Here is a 17,661-nt window from a genome sequence, read left to right on the forward strand (position 1 = left end):
CGGCATCGAGCACCGAGGACGCCGAAGCCGCCATGGCCACCGACAAATCCACCAACAACACCAACGTCACCAGGAACGCCAAGAACACCACCAACAACAAGACCGAGGAACGCGACAACGCCCTCCGCAAAGTGGGCACCTCCGCGGCAGCGGGCGCCGACACCGCCCCCGACGCCGATCGCGCAACCACGCCGCGGCACGCACGCGTGGGCCACGGCGACAGCGACCCGCCCCCCTTTGACTCCTCCGCCGAGACCCCGGCCTGCACCCCGGAAGTCTGGGACGACGGCCTCATCGCACGGCGGGTCACCGAGGGCGCCACTGAACCGGAGTCCCTCGTCGAGACCCGCCACCCCGGCACACAGCCGGTGACCTCTCTGGCGTACGACGGCCCGCTCCGCTCCCGCCTCGACGCCCTGCGCGAACTGGTCGGCCTCTCCCGCACGCGCCTCGACAGCCGGACCCTCGCCGAGGCCGGCCGGGTCCTCGACGAGGCGACCGCGCGCCGCAAGCTCTCCGGAGAGCACACCGTCGTCGCGATCGCGGGCGCCACCGGAAGCGGCAAGTCGCAGCTGTTCAACGCGCTCGCGGGCGTGGCCATTTCGGAGACGGGAGTACGGCGGCCGACCACCGCCGCTCCCATCACCTGCAGCTGGAGCGACGGCGCGGCGAGCCTCATCGACCGCCTGGGCATCCCCGGACGACTGCGCCGGCGCCCGGTGCAGAGCCCGGAGGCGGAGGCACAGCTGCGCGGGCTCGTCTTGGTCGACCTGCCCGACCACGACTCGGCGGCCGTACAGCACCGCGAGCAGGTGGACCGCATCCTGAAGCTCGTCGACGCCGTCATCTGGGTCGTCGACCCGGAGAAGTACGCCGATGCCATGCTCCACGAGCGCTATCTGCGGCCCATGGCGGGCCACTCCGAGGTCATGATCATCGCCCTCAACCAGATCGACCGGCTGCCCGGCGAGGCCACCGATCAGGTCCTCTGCGACCTGCGGCGGCTGCTCGACGAGGACGGGATCGCCCTGGGGGAGCACGGCGAACCGGGCGCGACCGTGCTCGCGCTGTCCGCGCTCACCGGGGACGGCGTCGGCGAACTGCGAGAGGTGCTGGGCCAGTTCGTGTCGCAGCGTCGGGTCGCGGCCCGTCGCATCGCGGCCGATCTGGACTCGGCCGCGGACCGGCTGCTGCCCGTCTACGCCACCGGGCGTCGCACGGGGCTGAGCGAGGAGGCGCGGGACGAGTTCTCCGCCCGGCTCGCCGATGCGGTCGGCGCCACCGCCGCGGGCGAGGCCGCCGAGCGTGCCTGGCTGCGCAACGCCAACCGGGCCTGCGGCACGCCCTGGCTCCGGTTGTGGCGCTGGTACCAGGGCCGCGGCGAGCTTTCCACCGGGCAGCTGACCCTGCGTACGCAGGCGGACGAGGAGGCGACGGCACGTCAGCGCGTCGAGCAGGCGGTCCGTACGGTCTCCGAACGGGCCTCGGCCGGGCTGCCGGCGCCCTGGGCGCAGGCGGTGCGCGAAGCGGCGGTACGGGGGTCCCAGGGCCTGCCCGAGGCACTGGACGACCTGGCGGCGCGGGCCGGGCTGCCGCCGGGGCGACCGCCGCGACCGGGCTGGTGGCCGGCGGCCGTGCTGGCCCAGGCGTCCATGACGATCCTTCAGGTCGTCGGCGGGCTGTGGCTGGTGGGCCAGATCGCCGGGCTCTTGGCGCCGAACCTCGCGGTGCCGGTGCTGCTGATGCTGGCGGGCATCGTCGGTGGGCCGCTTGTGGAGTGGAGCTGCCGGATGGGGGCGCGAGGGCCGGCACGGCGGTACGGCCAGGAGGCGGAGCGGCGATTGCGGGAGGCGGCCGCGGGCTGCGGCCGGGCCAGGGTGCTCGATCCACTGGCCGCGGAGCTGCTGCGGTACCGGGAGGTACGGGAGCAGTACGTGCGGGTGACCAGGGCCGGAACCGCCGTGGGGTGAGTTCGCGGGATGTGGATCACCCGTCGGGGTGGCGAGGTTTTCCACAGGAGGCCGGTGGTCCACAGCGCTCAGCGGGCCCGGCCCGACGGAGGCAGTCTGGCTCTGCGGCGATCGCGACGGAGGACGAAGGCGGTCGCGGCAGCAGACGCAGCCGTACGGGACGGGCCCGTACGCATGCCGGCCCGGCGTCAAAGACCCGGGCGAGGGAGGGATTCACGATGAACGAGACGGTGCTCTGTGTGGTGGGCAACGTGGCGACGCAGCCGGTGTACCGGGAGTTGGCCTCGGGTCCGTCGGCGCGCTTCCGGATGGCGGTGACGTCGCGTTACTGGGACCGCGAGAAGAGCGTCTGGACGGACGGGCACACCAACTTCTTCACGGTGTGGGCCAACCGGCAGCTCGCGGTCAACGCGGCGGCTTCGCTGAACGTGGGCGAACCCGTCGTCGTCCAGGGCAGGCTGAAGGTGCGCACGGAGACACGCGAGGGGCAGCCGAACTGGGCGTCGGCGGACATCGACGCGGTGGCGATCGGCCATGACCTGGCGCGCGGCACCGCGCTCTTCCGCCGCGCGGCCAAACCCGAGGCAGCGTCGGCGCCGCCGCGACCCGAGCCCAACTGGGAGACGCCGACGGGGGAGTCGGGGGAGTCCCAGGCACAACAGCACGCCGAGACCGCAGCGGTGACGTGATGTCAGCCACATTGGCCGGTTGACCGAACTGCGGCTTATCGGCGAATGCGCTCCGAACGACCCGGTGGATTTATCGATAAGCCCTGCTCACGGACTGTCATCGCGATAACGATTCCGATTCGGATCGGTCATCCGACCATAGGACCGGCAAGGCTGGTGCGCCTGATCCTTAGGATGCCGGGCGTAGCTCTCGGGGCTGCTGATTCTGCTGGTAGGACCCGCACCCCCCACGTCAAAGGGTCCTGCTCGAAGGGGAATTCCGTGCATCTTGCGTTCTCTGGGCTCTCCGGTACGTCCACGCCGTCCGCGCGCGGACGAGGTGCGGCCCGCCTCGCCGCAGCGACGCTGGTGTCCGCGCTCGTGGCCGCCGGTGTGCTGGCAGGGGCCGGCGCGGCCGCCGCGCAGGGGACCCCGCAGAACCAGGGCGGGGCGACCGCCACCATCGAGGGACCGAAGACCTACGGCGAGGCCGTCGTCCACGAGGGCGGCAGCGACCTCAAGGTGGCCGCGGGCCTGTTCGAGATGTCGGTGGAGGGCGGCGGCACCCTGCAGACGTACTGCGTCGACATCCACAACCCCACGCAGAAGGACGCCAAGTACCAGGAGACGCCCTGGAGCAGCACCTCGCTGGGCACCAACAAGGCCGCCGGCAAGATCCGCTGGATCCTGCAGAACTCCTACCCGCAGGTCAACGACCTGGCGGCACTCGCCGGGCGGGCAGGCGTCACCGGCCTCACCGAACAGGACGCCGCGGCCGGCACCCAGGTGGCCATCTGGCGCTACTCGGACGGAGCGCACGTCGACGCCGTCGACCCGCAGGCCGAGAAGCTCGCCGACTACCTCGAGAAGAGCGCACGCGGCCTGGCCGAGCCGAAGGCCTCGCTGACCCTCGACCCGCCCGCCGTCTCCGGCCGCCCCGGTGGCCGGGTCGGACCGGTCACGGTCCACACCAACGCACGCGCGGTGACGGTGACGCCACCGGCGAACGCGGCCACCAGCGGTGTCCGGATCGTCGACGGCACCGGCAAGGTCATCACCTCGGCGCAGGACGGCAGCCGGCTGTTCTTCGACATCCCCGAGGACGCCGCCGACGGCACGGCCGAGCTGACCGTGCAGGCGTCGACCACCGTGCCGGTCGGCCGCGCCTTCGCCTCCGAGAGCCGCAGCCAGACCCAGATCCTGGCCGGCTCCAGCGAGTCGACGGTCTCCGCCACGGCCAGTGCGACCTGGGCGGAGAAGGGCGCGATACCCGCGCTGTCGGCCCGGAAGAACTGCGCCGTGGGCGGAGTGGACATCAGCGCGGCCAACAAGGGCGACAAGCCCTTCACCTTCGAGCTGATGGGCACCGAGTACTCCATCCCGGCGGGCACCTCACGCACCGTGACCATCCCGCTGCAGGAAGACCAGGCCTACGACTTCACGATCACCGGGCCGAACGGCTTCGCGCAGCGCTTCAGCGGCGTCCTCGACTGCAAGACCCAGGGCAGCGCGGGCGGCGAGTCCACCCAGACGCTCAGCGAGCCGAGCCCGGCCTCGGTGGGCGGCACCTCCGGCGGCACCAACCTCGCCGCCACCGGCGGCACCAGCGCCACCCCCGTGATAGCCGGCGTGGCCATCGCCCTCGTCGTGATCGGCGGCGCGGCCCTCGTCCTGCTCCGCAAGCGGGAGACACCGGCGGGGGACTGAGCCGTGCGACACGAGCGATACGGCACCAGCGGCACCGCACGAGCATGACTGCACCTTGAGAACTCAACAGCGAGTGACCGAGTGGTGACTCCCCGAACAAACGACCCCGGCCCGCCCCCACACGGCGCCGGGCCCGCCCCCACCCCGACGACCGACGGTCACCAGCCGGTTTTCACCGGTGCCCGGCCATGCGGCAAGATGGGGTGTATCTGCCCACTGCCAGATTTCAAGCTGCCGGACGGTTTCTCTTGGCTGAGTTCATTTACACCATGCGCAAGGCGCGCAAGGCGCACGGCGACAAGGTGATTCTCGACGATGTCACCCTGAGCTTCCTTCCGGGTGCCAAGATCGGCGTCGTCGGTCCGAACGGTGCCGGTAAGTCGACCGTGCTGAAGATCATGGCGGGGCTGGAGCACCCCTCCAACGGTGACGCGTTCCTCTCGCCTGGCTACAGCGTCGGCATCCTGCTGCAGGAGCCCCCGCTGAACGAGGAGAAGAACGTCCTGGAGAACGTCCAGGAGGGTGTCGCCGAGATCAAGGGCAAGCTCGACCGGTTCAACGAGATCGCCGAGCTCATGGCGACCGACTACTCGGACGCGCTGCTCGACGAGATGGGCAAGCTCCAGGAGGAGCTCGACCACGCCAACGCCTGGGACCTCGACGCCCAGCTGGAGCAGGCCATGGACGCCCTGGGCTGCCCGCCCGGCGACTGGGCCGTCACCAACCTCTCCGGTGGTGAGCGCCGCCGCGTCGCCCTGTGCAAGCTTCTGCTGGAGCAGCCCGACCTGCTGCTCCTCGACGAGCCCACCAACCACCTCGACGCCGAGTCGGTGAACTGGCTGGAGCAGCACCTCGCCAAGTACGCGGGCACCGTCGTGGCGATCACCCACGACCGGTACTTCCTGGACAACGTCGCCGAGTGGATCCTCGAGCTCGACCGCGGCCGCGCCTTCCCGTACGAGGGCAACTACTCCACGTACCTGGAGACCAAGGCGACCCGTCTCAAGGTCGAGGGCCAGAAGGACGCCAAGCGGCAGAAGCGCCTCAAGGAAGAGCTGGAGTGGGTGCGCTCCAACGCCAAGGGCCGCCAGGCCAAGTCCAAGGCCCGTCTCGCGCGGTACGAGGAGATGGCGGCCGAGGCGGACAAGATGCGGAAGCTGGACTTCGAGGAGATCCAGATCCCGCCGGGCCCGCGTCTGGGCAACGTCGTGGTCGAGGTGAACGACCTCCACAAGGGCTTCGGCGAGAAGATCCTCGTCGACGGCCTGTCCTTCACCCTGCCGCGCAACGGCATCGTCGGCGTGATCGGCCCGAACGGCGCCGGCAAGACCACGCTGTTCAAGATGATCCAGGGTCTGGAGACGCCGGACGCCGGCGACATCAAGGTCGGCGAGACCGTCAAGATCTCCTACGTCGACCAGGGCCGCTCCAACATCGACCCCAAGAAGACGCTGTGGGAGGTCGTGTCCGACGGACTCGACTACATCAACGTCGGCCAGGTCGAGATGCCCTCGCGCGCCTATGTCTCCGCCTTCGGCTTCAAGGGCCCGGACCAGCAGAAGCCGGCCGGCATCCTCTCCGGCGGTGAGCGCAACCGTCTCAACCTGGCGCTCACCCTGAAGCAGGGCGGCAACCTGCTGCTCCTCGACGAGCCGACCAATGACCTCGACGTCGAGACCCTGTCGAGCCTCGAGAACGCCCTGCTCGAATTCCCGGGCTGCGCCGTGGTCGTCTCCCACGACCGGTGGTTCCTGGACCGCGTCGCCACGCACATCCTCGCCTACGAGGGCGAGTCCCGGTGGTTCTGGTTCGAGGGCAACTTCGAGTCGTACGAGAAGAACAAGATCGAGCGGCTCGGACCGGACGCCGCACGTCCGCACCGCGCCACCTACAAGAAGCTGACCCGGGGCTGACCTTGCGGCACATCTACCACTGCCCGCTGCGCTGGGCGGACATGGACGCGTACGGCCACGTCAACAACGTGGTGTTCCTCCGCTACCTGGAGGAAGCCCGTATCGACTTCCTGTTCCGCCCGGAGAAGGACTTCAAGCAGGGGTCCGTGGTGGCGCGCCACGAGATCGACTACAAGCGGCAGCTCGTCCACCGGCACGCGCCGGTGGTCATCGAGCTGTGGGTCACGGAGATCAGGGCGGCGTCCTTCACCCTCACCTACGAGGTGAAGGACGACGACCTGGTCTATGTCCGGGCGTCCACGGTGATCGTGCCGTTCGACTTCCAGGCGCAGCGGCCGCGCCGGATCACCGCGGAGGAGCGGGAGTTCCTCCAGGAGTACACGGACGACAAGGCCGCCGACAGCGAGGAGGAGGCCGTCGCCGCATGACGGTGCTCCACCTCGCCGACGAGGGGGAAGCGGCGGACCTCGCGGCTTTCCTCTCCCGGCTGCTCCACTACGACCGTGGAGCGGCGGTACGCCTCCAGGCGGCGGGGAAGACGCTCGCCGTGTTCGGGCGGCCACCGTCCTTCGAGGTGCTGGCGATCCGCGCCGTGCGGCTGGCGAAGCCGTACGAGAACGGGCTCGACGCCACGCTCGACGTGACCGTGTCCGCCGGTGAGTTCCTGGAGTCCGTGGACGAGTCGGCGGCCACGGCCGTCGTCCCGGCCGCGGTGACCGGGCCGCCGTGGGCGGGAGTCCTTCCGCCGCGCGGCGGCTGGCGCGCCGAGCCCGGGCTGCCGGCACCGGATGCCCTGCGTGCCATGGTCGGCGCGGCGGTCGCCGAATTCCGGTCCCGTACGCAGGAGTTGGCGCCGGAGCGGCGTACGCGCGCCGAACTCGACCGGGTCGGGCGGGAGATCTGGTCCCGCACGGTCGGCGAGACCCCTCTGCCGGTACGGGCCGTGCACGCGGCCCAGTCGCTGGGATTCCTGCGGACGCCCACCCCGCCGGGCACCGCGCACCCGACCGGCGAGCCGTCACTGGCGCTCCTGTCCTCCAGCGCGTGGCTGAGGCTGCGCACGCCCTACGGTTCGATCGCCGTGCGCAGGGCGGGACTCGGCGCGCTGGACGTCAGCGTCCGCTGAGCGGCACTCACCGCCCTCGGCTCCGGCCGGTGATCATTCGCTGTCGTCAGGCCACACTCCGATGTGGTCCGGTTCCAGCTCCAGGGCGACGCGGTCGCGCATGCCGAGGGCCCGGGTGTACTCGGCGGGCAGCTGGAGGCGGCCGGCGCGGTCGAGCATGGCGTACTCGCGGGCGACCACCGTCTCGTGGCCGGTCGTCGCGTCGACCTCGCTGCGGTGCAGGACCTCCGTGGAGGTGCGGCCGTCGCGGATGGCGACCGTGCGGCGGACCTCTCCGGCCACCGCCCGGTCATGGGTGACGATCACGACCGTGGTGCCCAGTTGCTCGTTCGCCCTGCGGAAGGCGTCGAAGATCTGCGCGGCCGTGTGGGAGTCCAGCTCACCCGTCGGCTCGTCGGCCAGCAGCACCGCGGGGGAGCCGGAGAGGGCCACGGCGATGGCGACGCGCTGCTGCTGTCCGCCGGACATCTCGCGCGGGCGGCGGTCGCGGCAGTCGGCGACCCCCAGCAGCTCCAGGAGCGCCAGGGCGCGCTCGGACCGGGCACGGCGGGGTGTGCGGGTACCGGACAGCTGGAGCGGGAGGGCGACGTTCTGGGCCGCGGTCAGATAGGGGAGCAGATTGCGGGAGGTCTGCTGCCAGACGAAGCCGACGACCTCGCGGCGGTAGGCCAGCCGGTCCTTGGCGGTCATGGCGAGCAGATCCCTGCCCGCCACCTTGGCCGATCCGGCCGTGGGGGTGTCGAGTCCCGCGAGGATGTTCATGAGCGTGGACTTGCCGCTGCCGGAGGCACCGACCAGGGCCATCAACTCTCCTTCACGGACCAGGAGATCCAGGCCCTGGAGCGCCTGCACCTCCACGCCGGCGGTGGAGAAGATCTGGACGAGACGGTCGCAGGTGATCAGGGCGTCATGGCCGTAGGCCGGGCGGTTGCGGGCCTCGGCGGCCCGGTCGGCGAGATCGGCAAGGGTGGGGTTGGTCGTCATCGGCTCTCCTGGACGGTCGGACTGGCCCCTCGGTTCATCGCGCATCCCCTGCTCTCAGCTCTGTCACCGAGCCCCGCCGTCCGGTCCACCAGGCCTGTACTCCGGAGGCCCCCACCGCCACCACCACGACGGTGATCGCCGGCACCGTCGGCGACAGGGCGTCGGTGTGCAGTTCGGCCTGGCCGACCGGGGTGCGGGCCGAGGCCAGGGCGATGGTGGTCAGGTCGACACCGGGAGCGAGGAGACGGATGGCGGCCCAGCCGGTCAGGGCGCCGCCGGCCGCGGCAAGGAAGGCCTGAGGGAGGGACTCCAGGACGAGAAGGCGGCGGCCCTGGGACCGGGTGAGGCCCATCGTGCGCAGGCGGGCCAGGAGGGCGGCGCGTTCGGGGGCGGTGCGCAGCAGGGCGAGGAGCAGGGCCAGGACGGCGTACCCGGCGCCGGCCACCGCCGCCGTCGTGTACACCCGCTCGGCACCGGACTGGAGCGGCGAGTCGGTGAACCGTGCCCGCTCCTGCGCCCGCACATGGACCGAGCCCGAGGCGCCCGCCGCCCTGCGCAGCGCCCCGGCGACCAGGTGCTCGCCGGTCAGCAGCAGCGCCGTCGGCCGGGCGGCCGTGGAGCTCAGTCCGGCGCGGTCCACGATCAGGAAGTCCGTTCCGGTCAAGGCGGGGGTCCGGGACCGTACGCCCGTGATCCGGACGGCCACCGAGCTGCCGTCCTCCAGCCGCACCGGGAAGGGACGACGGGTGCCGTAGGCCTGTGCCATGGACGGCGAGGCAAGGGCGGGCAGAGGGCCCGCGCTCGGGTCCCCGTTCCCCGGGCGCCTCAACTGCCCTCCCGGAAGGCGCCAAGACCCGTCCGTGCGCGTAAAAGGACGAACCCCGTCACCTGCCCCCGTGTTGTCCGGACTTCCAGACCTTCCGGCGATGCTGACAGAGGGGGCCGCTCGGGGGTAAGCGCTTGAGAACCGGACTTGACCGGATCGTGACCGGATTCCGGCGTCCTACGACCGGAATCCGACGCTCATCCGGGCGGGGAGCACCGCCGTGCTCACTCCGGGGTGTTCACCATCGAGGCCGCCGCGTACGTCAGGTAGTTCCACAGCGTCCGCTCGTGCTCCTCGGACAGGCCGAGCTCCTCGACGGCCACCCTCATGTGCTTCAGCCAGGCGTCGTGCGCGGCCCGGTCGACCGTGAAGGGGGCGTGGCGCATGCGCAGGCGGGGGTGGCCGCGGTTGTCGCTGTAGGTCGTCGGGCCGCCCCAGTACTGCATCAGGAACAGGGTCAGTCGTTCCTCGGCCGGGCCCAGGTCCTCCTCCGGGTACATCGGCCGCAGGAACGGGTCCGCGGCCACCTCCTCGTAGAACCGGTGGACCAGCCGGCGGAAGGTCTCCTCGCCGCCGACCTGCTCGTAGAAGGTCTGCTCCTGAAGTGTGCCGCGCCGAATCTCGTTCACCCGTACATGGTCTCAGACCGGGTGACCCAGGACTCAAGGCGTAGGACCGGCGGACATCCGCCCGTGCTCGCCTCCCGTCGTCCGGCGCCGCACAGTGGACCCATGGGTGCGCACGCTCCCGGCAGGGACCTGGACGACATCGCCGCCTCGGCGCGGGCGGCGCTGGTGCGGGAGATCGACGCGAGCGGCGCCTGGGACGAGGACCCGGTGTGGCGGGAGGCCTTCGAGCAGGTGCCGCGGCACCTCTTCGTGCCGTACTACTACATCGGCGTCCTGGGCGGCTATGAGCGCTGCTGGAGCGAGAGCCCCGATCCGGGGGAGCGCGAGCGCTGGGTGCGCGGTGCCTACGCGGACAGCCCGCTGGCCACGCGGGTGCGCGACGGCGAGCTGGTCACGTCCAGCAGCCAGCCCTCGCTGATGGCGGACATGCTGGTCGCGCTGCGGGTGCGGGACGGCGACCGGGTCCTGGAGATCGGCACGGGCACCGGCTACAACGCGGCCCTGCTCGCCCACCGGCTTGGCGACGACGACCTCGTCACCACCGTCGACCTGGATCCGGAGATCACCGAGTCGGCCCGGCAGCACCTGGCGGCGGCCGGGTACCACCCGGTGGTGGTCACCGGCGACGGAGCGCGCGGAGTCCCCGGGCGCGCCCCCTTCGACCGGATCATCGCGACCTGCACCCTGCCGACGGTCCCGCGCGCCTGGCTCGCGCAGTGCGGCCCCGGCGCCCGGATCCTGGCACCGCTGTCCACCGGTCTGATCGCGCTGACCGTGCGGGACAGCGGACACGCCGAGGGCCGCTTCCTGCACACGCCCGCCTACTTCGTGCCGCTGCGCGGCGAGCACCGGTCCGAGGCGGAGCCGCCGCCCCTGGCCGGAGTGCCGCGCCGGGCCCGGGGACACGAGCTGTTCCGGTTCCTGCTGGACCTGACCCGGGGCGCCCTGGAGCCGCGGGAGGCGTACGTGCTCTGGGACCACGAGGGCATGCCGGAGCGCGAGCGCTACGGCATCACGGTCGGCGCCGAACGCGCGTGGGCATGGCTGGACGACCCGGAGGGGCCGTACGCCTGGCCCCTCCCGGACTGACCGGCGCTCAGCCGCGCCGGATCGTGATCGTCGTCCAGGCGCCCACGTGCACCCGGTCCCCGTCCTGCAGCGGCACCGGCACGAAGGGCTGGATCGGCTCCTCCGAGCCGTTGACCGTCGTACCGTTCGTCGAGTTCTGGTCGACGACCGCCCAGGTGCCGTCCGGCTGCTGGACCAGGACCGCGTGCTGGTGCGAGACGCCCGGGTCCTCCGGCGGCACCGCCAGGTCGATGTCGGGGGTGTCGCCGGTGGAGTGGCGGCGGCGGCCGATGGTGACCTGGTTGCCGGTGAGCGTGCGCTGCTGCTCTGGCGAGTACGCGGGCAGGTTGAGACCCGTGGCCTCCGGCCCCGAGCGCTGCATCATCGCCATGAAGTAGTCGCGGTCCGGGCCGATGGTCGCCGTCCAGGTGACCGGCCCCTGCGGCACCTGCCCGAAGGCGGGGCCGGACGGGGCCTGGGTGGCGCCGGGCTGCGGGTAGCCGTAGCCACCGCCCTGGCCGGACGGGCCGGTGGACGGCGGGGAGATGACCCAGTCGTCGTCACCGCCGCCGAAGGACGGACCGCCGGCCTGCGGACGGCCGGTCTCCTGCGGGAAGGCCGGGGGCGCGGGCGGGCCGGGCTGCTGGAAGGCCTGCGGAGGGCCACCCGCCGTGGCACCGGGACCCGGGGGCGGCGGAACCGGCCGCGAGGGGTCGCCGCCGAAGGCGCCGGGGGCACCGGGCGGCCCGGGAGGACCGGACGGACCGGAGGGCTCACGGCCGAAGGGCGGCGGACCGCCGGGAGCCTGGCCCCCGCCGAAGTCCGGGCGGCCGGAGGGACCCTGCCCGCCGCCGAACGCCGAGGGGCCGGGGCCGCCGGGGCCGCGCTCGCCGAAGGGCGGCGGACCGCCCTGGCCGCGCTCGCCGCCGAACGGCGTCGGCCCGGACGGCTCGCTGCCGAACTGCGGGATCGGCTCCGCGGGACGGTTCATCTGCGAGGGGCGGGAGCCCTGGTACTCGTACGAGTCACCAGCGCCGTAGGACTGGCCGGGCGGCGGCTGGAAACGCGGGGCCCCCTGGCCGGGCCCGGCAGGGCGCGGAGGGGCGGCCGGGGTGTACGAGGTGGCCGTGTTGGTGAGGAAGTTCCACCGGCACTCCTCGCAGAACGGCGCGCCGCCCTCGCGGGGCGTACGGCACTGCGGGCAGAGCTCCGGTTCCAGGTCCGGCACGGCGGACAGGTTCGGTCGGCCGGCGGGGCGTCCGCCGGGGCCGCCCGGAGGCGGTGGCGGGAAGCCGTATCCGCCGCCGGCCGGCGGCGGAGGAGGCGGAGGTACGGCACCGGCCATGCGGTGACCGCAGACCTCGCACCAGTCGTCGGAACCCGACTGGTGTCCGTTCGGGCAGGTCGGCATGTCGGCGCTTCCCCCTCTCTGTCAGGATCTTCCTGAGCTCGCTCTAGGTCACTTCTTTACACGAACAGTCTTTGTGGACCGGGTCTCGAGGGTCATCTCGTCGGCCTCCGCGACCTTCGCCTTCAGTCGCACAGTACCCGTCGCGGCATCCACCACGTCCACCACCTTCGCAAGCAGTTTCGCAGTATCGGCGTTCCCGGAGGCGCTCGCGAGCTGAACGGCCCGGCCCAGTTTGGCCGTTGCTCCGTCCATATCGCCCGCTTTGCGAAGATCCAGCCCCTGCTGGATGGCCTGTGCCAGTTCGGCCTGGCCGGTGTAGTGGGCGACCTGGGGGTTGATCGAGGTGGACGCGACCATGTCGTCGGTCCACACGGCCCTCACCAGGCCCTGGGCGCCGAGGTTCTGCACGGATCCGTCGGGCTGCGGTACGACCAGGGAGACCCGGGCGGCCAGCATCTCCTGGCCGAGACCGGCCGTGGGGACCTCGACGCAGATGTGGTAGTCACGGGACTCGTCTCCCCAGGAGCCGGTCGGGTAGTCCCCGGCGCGCGGGCCCGCCTCCGTGCGACGGTCCGTCAACTCCACCACCGTCGGCGCCACTTGCTTGACGAACTTGATGGCCGTGCCGACCGGCGTCCACACCCGCAGGGCGACGTCCGCGACCTCCTTGCCCATCGCCGTCTCCATCATCTGCGTGAAGTCGGCGGCGAGGCCCGACGGGTCGGCGACGATGTCGGCGGTGCCGAGCAGGGCGGAGGCGATTGCTGTGACTTCTTTCACTTCCCAGTCGGTGCCCACGCCCCGGGCGTCACAGGTGAAGCGTCCGGCGCAGGAGTCGAGCGCGGCGCGCAGGTCCTCGGGTGACTCGTGCTCGTTGCGGCCGTCGGTGAGCAGGATGCCGTGCCGGATGGCCACGTCCGCCGAGGACAGCAGACGGTCGGCGAGCCGCAGCCAGGTGCCGATGGCCGTACCGCCGCCGGCGCTGAGCTTGCGCAGCGCCTGCTTGGCCTGGTCGCGGGTGGTGGCGTCGGCGACGGCGAGCCGTCCGTTGCCGGGGTAGACCTCCTTGGCGACGTGCGTGCCGCCGATCACCGCGAAGTGCACGCCGTCGCGCAGGGTGTCGATCGCGGCGGCCGTGGCGTCGCGGGCGTTGCGCATCTTGGTCGGCGGGTAGTCCATCGAGCCCGAGCAGTCGACCATGATCGCCACGGCCGCGGAAGGGCCCTGCCCGGCCGAGTACAGATGCGGCGCGCCGACCGCGCTCCCGATGGTGCCGCCGCCCGTCGCCGTCACGGTGACGATCGCGTTGACCTCGCGGCCGCTCTCCGGCAGGTACTCGTTCTGGTACACGTCCATCGAGAACTGCGGCACGTTCGATTTCGAGAAATTGGCCATGACTGCTCTGAATCCCCCTCTGACCCCACCAGTTGCGTGGGTGACGACTGTATGCGGACCGGTCCCCTCCGGTCCGCTCAGGGTTCCCCGTATGTGACTGTTGGCTCCGTATGCGGCCTCAGGCCGATCCTGCCCCCTGCGGCGGCGCGGGGAACGGGACGACGGCCACTGTTACGTTGTCGTGGCCCCCACCGTCCAGCGCGTGCCCGACCAGGACCCGGGCGCTGTGCAACGGGCGGGAGGCGGCGTCCGACGGGATGGCCTCGGACATCTCCTCCGCCGCCTCCGCGTAGTTCCACAGGCCGTCGGTGCAGACCACCACCACGCCCGGCCGGTCCGGCTTGAATGCGGCGGTGTGCGGCTCCAGTTCATAGGCGTCCGCGCCGAGCCAGCCGGTGATCGCGTGGGCGCGCTCGTCGGCGTACGCCTCCGCCTCGCTCATCAGGCCCGCGGCGACCATCTGCGCGGCCCAGGAGTCGTCCTCGGTGAGCCGGGCCGGGGGCGAACTGCGGTCCACCGGCACCCAGTAGGCGCGGCTGTCGCCGACCCAGCCGACGATCAGCAGACCGGAGGTGACCACCGCGCCGACGATCGTGCAGGCCGGGGCGTTCTGGTGCGGGGCGTGCTCACGGGCCGTCGCGGGCTCGTCGGCCAGCGCGTTGACCGCGTGCGAGGCCGCGACGATCGCCTCGTGCATCGCCTGCTGCGGATGCGTACCGCGCGGCAGGGCGGCCAGCAGCGACTCGCCGGCCGCCTGCGACGCGGCGAGCGAGGCGTCGTCGGGACGGGTCGCCGAGGACACGCCGTCGCAGACGATCGCCACGGACGCGGGCGTGCCGTCGGGCAGCGCGGTGTGGCCGATGGCGAAGGCGTCCTCGTTGCGGTGGTGGCGCAGCCCGCGGTCGCTGACCGCGGCGACCGGGCCGGACTCCTGTTCCATGTGGTCGCGTTCGCGCGGCTGCGCGTGCCCGCAGTTCTCGCAGTAGCCGTCGCTGTCGACCCGGCCCGCCCGGCAGGCCACGCACACCTTGCTCTCCCCGCCGGCGGCGAGGTCGGCGGCCACCCGCGGGTCCGGTGCCTGCAGCGGGTACTCCTCGGGCTCCGGCAGCCGGTCGAACCGTACGCCCGAGGCCGCAGACACGGGAGAGCCCGACGCGGGCGACAGCGGCGAGCCCCCCGAGTCGGTCCCCGGGAGGTCCGTCGGCAGGTGCACCGCCGCCGGTGTGTCGGAGCCGGACGGCTCGGGCGCGACGGGCCAGGGCATACCGTCCGCGGACGCGCCGGCGCCGTTCATGGCGAGCGTCGGGTGGTCCTGCGGCGGCGTGGGCACCACCGACAGGTCGTACCCGCACGCACCGCAGAAACGGTCACCCGGCTCAAGCGGCTCCGCGCAGTTCGGGCACTTCGACGGTGCGGCCTGCTGGGGCATCTGCGACATCAACTACACCCACGTCCGGGGGCGGTAACGGTTGGCCCGTTCCACCAGGTCGATCCTCTCCTCGCCGCCGGGCGCGAGCCGGGCCAGCGTGCGGTACGAGCGCTCCAGACCGAAGCGGAGGCCCCGCTCGTCCAGGCCGCTGCCGAGCAGCACCCGTCCGCCCGCGGGAGGCTGTGCGCCCTGGCCACCGGAGAGTATCCAGTCGAGCGCGCTGCCGAGCACCTCCGCCGACAACTGCTCGCGCCGTGCCGGGTCCAGACCGTATGCGTCCAGGGCCTCGACCTGTCCGGCGGCGGCCGTCAGGTCCTCCAGGAACGGCGCGTCCCCGGCCGTCGCCGTGCGCTGCCGCAGCCGCGCCCGTACGGCGGCCACCCGCGCGGCCGTGTAGTGGATCGAGGACTCCGGGACCGACTCCAGCGTCCGTACGGCGCTGCGCCGGTCCCCCGCCGCGAGCTGCACGCGGGCCAGGCCGAACGCCGCGCTCACATAGCTCGGGTCGGTCGACCACACCAGCCGGTAGTACTCCGCGGCGTTGTCCAGCTGGCCGAGCACCTCCGCGCACAGGCCGAGCGCCAGCTTGGGCGCGGGCTCGCCGGGGAAGGCGTCGTAGACCGCGTCGAAGGCGAGCGCGGCTGCCTCGAAGTCACCGGTGACCAGCGAGGTCACGCCCCGGTACCACACCACCCGCCAGTCGTCGGGCTGTTCGTCCTCCAGCTTCGCCAGGGACATCAGCGCGGCCTCGGAGTCGTCGTTCTCCAGCCGGGCACGTATCTGCCGCAGCCGCGTCTCGACGGTCTGCTGCGGAGCCGCGGCCAGCGCGCCGAGCAGCTCACCCGACGCGGAGGCCATCAGACCCGCCAGGAAACCGGCGTTGGGGTCCGAGGGGTCCACCAGCGGAACGGGCAGCGCCAGGGCGGCGGCGGGCGTGGCGACCGGCTTGACGAGTCCGGTCGCGCCGTTCGGGGACGCCGGAGCGGGCGCGGCAAAGGCCCCCTGCCGTCCGGAGGCTCTCCGCTTCCCGGACGGCACCTCTCTCGCCCCCAGCCGCGACACGTCCCCGTCCGGCTTCGGGAACAACTCCGTGTCGGTGACCTTGAGCTCGGGCCCGAGCAGCGTCGACAGCGCGGGCCGCGCCCGCCCCGTCTGCAGCGACACGACCTCCCGCAGCACACCCGTCAGCTGCTCGGACATCTCCTGGGCGGAGGCGAACCGGCGCGCCGGGTCGGGGTCGGTGGCGCGGACCAGCAGCCGGTAGAAGGACTCGTACTGGCGGAAGACCTCGATGTTGTCCGGGTCCGGCAGGGAGTCCACGAAGACGTTCGTGTAGCCCTGGAAGTCGAAGGTCAGCACGGCGAGCGTGCGGCCGACGGTGTAGAGGTCGCTCGCCACCGACGGGCCGACCTCCGCTACCTCCGGCGCCTGGTAGCCGACCGTGCCGTAGATGGCCGACTCGTCGTCGTCCATCCTGCGCACCGCGCCCATGTCGATCAGCTTGAGCTGGTCCTCGGTCTGGATCGCGTTGTCGACCTTGAAGTCGCAATAGAGCAGATTGCGGCTGTGCAGATGGCCGAGCGCCTCCAGGGCCTCGATGCCGTACGCGCACGCCTGCTCCACCGGCAGCGGATCCCGTCTGCCGTCCGGCGTGCGGCGCGTGTTGGCGATCTCCTTCAGCGACTTGCCGCCGACGTACTCCATGACGATGTAGCCGTCGAGCGAGCCGGTGCGCTGGTCGAGGTGCTCCACGAAGTTGTAGATCCGCACGATGTTGGCGTGCTCGATCTCCGCGAGGAAGCGCCGCTCGGAGATCGCCGCCGCCATCGCGTCCTGGTCACCGGTGTCCAGCAGGCCCTTGAGCACCACCCAGCGGTCGGAGACCGCCCGGTCCACCGCGAGGTAGATCCAGCCCAGACCGCCGTGCGCCAGACAGCCCACGACCTCGTACTGGCCGTGCACGATGTCGCCGGACTTCAGCTTCGGCACGAACGAGTACGGGTTGCCGCACTTGGTGCAGAAGCCCTCCGTACGGCCCTCGCGCTCACCCCGCGCCCGCCCCACCGGCGCCCCGCAGTCCGAGCGCGAGCAGAACCGCTTGCGCTCGGGCACCTCCGGGTTCTCCAGCACCATCGCGCGCGGGTCGGGCCGCGGCACCTGGGGCACCGTCACCAGCCCGGCGCCCAGCCGGGCACGCCCGGACGAGCCGGAGGCGGAGCCGGAGCTGCGCACCGACACCGAGCGGCCGGTGGACTTGCCCGACACCGAGCGCGACAGCCGCCCCGACACCGAACGCCGCGACTTCGACGACTGCGACGACGTACGCGAACTGCGGGCGCTGGCACGCGAACCGGCGCTGCCCGCCGAGTCCTTGCCGCTGCCGCTGATCCCGGTGGGCGGCGAACCGACCATTCCGTTGGCGGAGACGACGGGAGCCAGACCGCACGTGTCGCAGTACAGCTCACCGCCGCCCACGTCCTCGTACGACCCCTCACAGCCGGGCCGCTGACATGTCTGCCCTGCCTGACTCATGGC

At 72.2% G+C, this 17,661-nt stretch carries 14 protein-coding genes; 7 read left to right on the forward strand and 7 right to left on the reverse strand.

Annotation, left to right across the window (positions count from 1 at the left end; translation table 11 throughout):
• Positions 1–32: 32 nt before the first annotated feature.
• From ACFY1J_RS01590 to ACFY1J_RS01615, 6 genes are all read left to right on the forward strand, one after another.
• Entirely contained in the window at positions 33–1,970 is a 1,938-nt protein-coding gene (locus ACFY1J_RS01590; RefSeq protein ID WP_390730555.1) for a GTPase, read from the forward strand.
• A gap of 218 nt (positions 1,971–2,188) precedes the next feature.
• Positions 2,189–2,659 (forward strand): single-stranded DNA-binding protein, encoded by a 471-nt coding sequence (locus ACFY1J_RS01595; RefSeq protein WP_390730382.1) that lies wholly within the window; start codon positions 2,189–2,191, stop codon positions 2,657–2,659.
• Between the two features lie 261 nt (positions 2,660–2,920).
• Complete coding sequence (locus ACFY1J_RS01600) at positions 2,921–4,345, forward strand: Cys-Gln thioester bond-forming surface protein (RefSeq protein WP_390706677.1); 1,425 nt, start codon at positions 2,921–2,923, stop codon at positions 4,343–4,345.
• A gap of 248 nt (positions 4,346–4,593) precedes the next feature.
• Positions 4,594–6,258, forward strand: a complete 1,665-nt coding sequence (ettA, locus tag ACFY1J_RS01605) for an energy-dependent translational throttle protein EttA (protein WP_390706676.1) — start codon at positions 4,594–4,596, stop codon at positions 6,256–6,258.
• Between the two features lie 2 nt (positions 6,259–6,260).
• Entirely contained in the window at positions 6,261–6,686 is a 426-nt protein-coding gene (locus tag ACFY1J_RS01610) for an acyl-CoA thioesterase (protein WP_390706675.1), read from the forward strand.
• Positions 6,683–7,384: a hypothetical protein gene (locus ACFY1J_RS01615; protein WP_390706674.1), complete on the forward strand. Its 702-nt coding sequence runs from the start codon at positions 6,683–6,685 to the stop codon at positions 7,382–7,384. Before ACFY1J_RS01610 ends, ACFY1J_RS01615 begins: the two co-directional genes overlap by 4 nt.
• Positions 7,385–7,417: 33 nt before the next feature.
• Here the strand turns inward: ACFY1J_RS01615 and ACFY1J_RS01620 are convergent, their stop codons facing one another.
• From ACFY1J_RS01620 to ACFY1J_RS01630, 3 genes are all read right to left on the reverse strand, one after another.
• A complete protein-coding gene (locus tag ACFY1J_RS01620) occupies positions 7,418–8,368 on the reverse strand; it encodes an ABC transporter ATP-binding protein (RefSeq protein WP_390706673.1) in 951 nt (316 codons plus the stop codon).
• Between the two features lie 34 nt (positions 8,369–8,402).
• Positions 8,403–9,134 (reverse strand): FtsX-like permease family protein, encoded by a 732-nt coding sequence (locus ACFY1J_RS01625; RefSeq protein ID WP_390706672.1) that lies wholly within the window; start codon positions 9,132–9,134, stop codon positions 8,403–8,405.
• Positions 9,135–9,418: 284 nt separating this feature from the next.
• Entirely contained in the window at positions 9,419–9,823 is a 405-nt protein-coding gene (locus ACFY1J_RS01630) for a globin (RefSeq protein ID WP_390706671.1), read from the reverse strand.
• 102 nt (positions 9,824–9,925) lie between these two features.
• Between ACFY1J_RS01630 and ACFY1J_RS01635 the strand changes: the two genes are divergently transcribed.
• Positions 9,926–10,912, forward strand: a complete 987-nt coding sequence (locus ACFY1J_RS01635) for a methyltransferase domain-containing protein (protein WP_390730383.1) — start codon at positions 9,926–9,928, stop codon at positions 10,910–10,912.
• Between the two features lie 7 nt (positions 10,913–10,919).
• Here the strand turns inward: ACFY1J_RS01635 and ACFY1J_RS01640 are convergent, their stop codons facing one another.
• The 4 genes from ACFY1J_RS01640 to ACFY1J_RS01655 form a co-directional block, all read right to left on the reverse strand.
• The gene (locus ACFY1J_RS01640; RefSeq protein ID WP_390706669.1) at positions 10,920–12,302 is read right to left on the reverse strand and encodes an FHA domain-containing protein; all 1,383 of its coding nucleotides are present in this window, start codon (positions 12,300–12,302) and stop codon (positions 10,920–10,922) included.
• Between the two features lie 48 nt (positions 12,303–12,350).
• Positions 12,351–13,697, reverse strand: coding sequence for a VWA domain-containing protein (locus ACFY1J_RS01645; protein WP_390706668.1), 1,347 nt, complete (start codon positions 13,695–13,697; stop codon positions 12,351–12,353).
• Between the two features lie 118 nt (positions 13,698–13,815).
• Positions 13,816–15,135 carry a PP2C family serine/threonine-protein phosphatase gene (locus tag ACFY1J_RS01650; RefSeq protein WP_390706667.1) on the reverse strand — a complete coding sequence of 440 codons (1,320 nt, stop codon included), beginning with the start codon at positions 15,133–15,135 and terminating at the stop codon, positions 13,816–13,818.
• Positions 15,136–15,138: 3 nt separating this feature from the next.
• Positions 15,139–17,658: a tetratricopeptide repeat protein gene (locus ACFY1J_RS01655; RefSeq protein WP_390730384.1), complete on the reverse strand. Its 2,520-nt coding sequence runs from the start codon at positions 17,656–17,658 to the stop codon at positions 15,139–15,141.
• Positions 17,659–17,661 lie beyond the last annotated feature (3 nt).

Origin of the sequence: Streptomyces sp. NPDC001406, assembly GCF_042895285.1 — a bacterium.
In the GTDB taxonomy this organism is placed as follows: Bacteria; Actinomycetota; Actinomycetes; order Streptomycetales; family Streptomycetaceae; genus Streptomyces.

What these genes read in the sequence shown, in the direction of transcription:
- ACFY1J_RS01590 (WP_390730555.1), top strand. Translation starts at nt 33, where the DNA reads ATGGCCACCGACAAATCCACCAACAACACCAACGTCACCAGGAACGCC.
- ACFY1J_RS01595 (WP_390730382.1), top strand. Translation starts at nt 2,189, where the DNA reads ATGAACGAGACGGTGCTCTGTGTGGTGGGCAACGTGGCGACGCAGCCG.
- ACFY1J_RS01615 (WP_390706674.1), top strand. Translation starts at nt 6,683, where the DNA reads ATGACGGTGCTCCACCTCGCCGACGAGGGGGAAGCGGCGGACCTCGCG.
- ACFY1J_RS01620 (WP_390706673.1), bottom strand. Translation starts at nt 8,368, where the DNA reads ATGACGACCAACCCCACCCTTGCCGATCTCGCCGACCGGGCCGCCGAG.
- ACFY1J_RS01625 (WP_390706672.1), bottom strand. Translation starts at nt 9,134, where the DNA reads ATGGCACAGGCCTACGGCACCCGTCGTCCCTTCCCGGTGCGGCTGGAG.
- ACFY1J_RS01635 (WP_390730383.1), top strand. Translation starts at nt 9,926, where the DNA reads ATGGGTGCGCACGCTCCCGGCAGGGACCTGGACGACATCGCCGCCTCG.
- ACFY1J_RS01640 (WP_390706669.1), bottom strand. Translation starts at nt 12,302, where the DNA reads ATGCCGACCTGCCCGAACGGACACCAGTCGGGTTCCGACGACTGGTGC.
- ACFY1J_RS01645 (WP_390706668.1), bottom strand. Translation starts at nt 13,697, where the DNA reads ATGGCCAATTTCTCGAAATCGAACGTGCCGCAGTTCTCGATGGACGTG.
- ACFY1J_RS01650 (WP_390706667.1), bottom strand. Translation starts at nt 15,135, where the DNA reads ATGTCGCAGATGCCCCAGCAGGCCGCACCGTCGAAGTGCCCGAACTGC.
- ACFY1J_RS01655 (WP_390730384.1), bottom strand. Translation starts at nt 17,658, where the DNA reads ATGAGTCAGGCAGGGCAGACATGTCAGCGGCCCGGCTGTGAGGGGTCG.